Source organism: Intestinibacter sp. (assembly GCF_051866655.1).
GTDB lineage: Bacteria > Bacillota > Clostridia > Peptostreptococcales > Peptostreptococcaceae > Intestinibacter.
Map to the genome: position 1 here is coordinate 1 of NZ_JBJDXL010000519.1, position 2,271 is coordinate 2,271.

Sequence of the window (2,271 nt, forward strand, 5' to 3'; positions counted from 1 at the left end):
TCCTATCCAGTCGAAGTTACCGCTGTCTACTACAACTCCACCCAAAGTAGTACCATGACCACCTATGAATTTAGTAGCTGAGTGAACTACTATATCTACACCGTGATCAAATACTTTTATTAAGTAAGGAGTTCCAAAAGTGTTGTCTAGCATAAATGGTATTTTATTTTCATGAGCTATATCTGCTATAGCTTCGATATCTACTAGATTTATTCCTGGATTACCTATAGTTTCTGCATAAACTAATCTAGTTTTTTCGTTTATTGCTGCTCTGAAGCTTTCTGGATCATCTGGATTTACGAAGTGAGTTTTTACACCAAATTTTGGAAGCATATTTGCAAGTAAATTATATGTTCCACCGTATAGAGTTGGTGATGCAACTATTTCATCGCCCTCTTGTATTATGTTAAGTATTGCTGCATTTATAGCTCCCATTCCTGATGAAAAAGCAACTGCTCCTACTCCACCTTCAAGTAGAGCCATTCTATCTTCAAATACTTGAACTGTTGGGTTTGATATTCTTGAATATATATGTCCTTCTTCCTTTAATGCAAATAAGTCTGCTCCGTATTGAACACTGTCAAAGCAGTATGATGTTGTTTGATATATTGGAACTGCTCTAGCCCCTGTAGCTGAGTCTGGTTCTTGTCCCCCATGGATTTGTAATGTACTGAAACCTAATTTTCTTTCTGCCATATCGTTCCCTCCAAATATAATATATAAATATAAGCATTACCAAATAAATTCTTACATTTCACCTTCTAGAAAATTTTAAACTATACTAAAAAACTCTTTTATCAAAAGATAAAAGAGTCTAAATTCATTTCTTCTCTTATCTTTCTTATGAAAACATAAGTAGGATTTAGCACCTATCTAAAATATAGGTTGCCGGACTTCATAGGGCCTATTCCCTCCATCACTCTTGATAAGAATTTATTTAGTTAATATATTTATTATATACCTAAAAGTATATCAAAACAACAAAATTTTACATGCATGGTAAATTTTCTCACTATTTTTTCTCCGCAACTCTCAATTTTGCACTTCTTGAGCGAGGATTTGCTTCGACCTCTTCTTTAGATGGAAGTATTGGTTTTCTCGTAATTACCTTGACTTCAGAAACCTTATCACACTGGCAAATTGGAAGCTCTGGCGGACATATGCAGCTAAGTGATAGATATTTGAACTCGTTTTTTACTATTCTATCCTCTAAGGAATGGAAGGTGATTATACAAATTCTTCCACCTTTGTTCATCATAGAAACTGCGTCATCTATCATTTTATTTATTACACCTAGCTCGTTATTTACTTCTATACGTATAGCTTGGAAGGTTCTCTTCGCTGGATGTGGTCCGTCTATTCTAGCCTTTTTAGGAATAGCCTTTTTAATTATATCTACTAACTCTCCTGTCTTTTCTATAGGCTTGTTTTTTCTTTCTTCAACTATAAATTTGGCAATTCTCTTCGCCCAATTGTCCTCACCATAGTCTTTTATTATCTTAGCAAGTTGTTCTTCTGAATAAGTGTTTACCACATCGTATGCAGAAAAATCCTGTCTAACGTCCATTCTCATATCTAAAGGTGCATCGTGCATATATGAAAATCCTCTATCAGCTTCGTCTAATTGATGTGATGATACTCCTAAGTCAGCTAAAACTCCGTCGATTTTATACACTCCTATTTTTTCAAGCTCTTCTTTTATATTTGCAAAATTACTGTGGATAAATCTGACTCTATCAGAATATTCGCCAAGTCTTTCTTTGGCTGTAGCTATAGCATTTTTGTCTTGATCAAAGCCTATAAAAAGACCTTTATCTGAAAGCCTCTTTACTATTTCCTTTGAATGACCTGCGCCACCCATAGTACAATCTACATATACACCGTCTTCTTTTATATTTAAATTTTCTATACATTCATTTAAAAGTACAGATACATGATTAAATTCCACTAAAGCATCACTTCCTTTCTTTAAAATATTTCTAATTTATATATTGTTTTTAGCTCTTCTAGATAATATGTAATTTAATATTACACCTACAATTATGCAAGCTAAGCTTATAACTTGAGCCATTCTAAGTGGTCCCAGCATAAGCGAATCTGTTCTAAGTCCTTCTATAAAAAATCTTCCTATAGAATATAAAACTATATAGTCGACAAGTATTTGTCCTTGGTATTTTTGTTTTTTCCTAAATATAAATAAAAATAAAAAAACACCTAAATCCCAGATAGACTCATATAAAAAAGTAGGATGTACCTTTACGCCATCTACCA

3 protein-coding genes and 1 riboswitch are annotated in these 2,271 nt (G+C 33.2%); all 3 genes read right to left on the reverse strand.

The annotated features are described in order from the left end of the window. Positions 1-696: aminotransferase class V-fold PLP-dependent enzyme (locus ACI3VO_RS15515; RefSeq protein ID WP_439758783.1), on the reverse strand; the 696-nt coding region annotated here is incomplete at its 3' end. A 133-nt stretch (positions 697-829) separates the two neighbouring features. Continuing rightward, a riboswitch (SAM riboswitch) is annotated at positions 830-932 on the reverse strand. Between the two features lie 80 nt (positions 933-1,012). Next, positions 1,013-1,948, reverse strand: a complete 936-nt coding sequence (gene rsmH, locus ACI3VO_RS15520) for a 16S rRNA (cytosine(1402)-N(4))-methyltransferase RsmH (protein ID WP_439758784.1) — start codon at positions 1,946-1,948, stop codon at positions 1,013-1,015. A gap of 36 nt (positions 1,949-1,984) precedes the next feature. Further along, on the reverse strand, positions 1,985-2,271 hold a 287-nt coding region (locus ACI3VO_RS15525; protein ID WP_439758785.1), incomplete at its 5' end, for a prolipoprotein diacylglyceryl transferase family protein.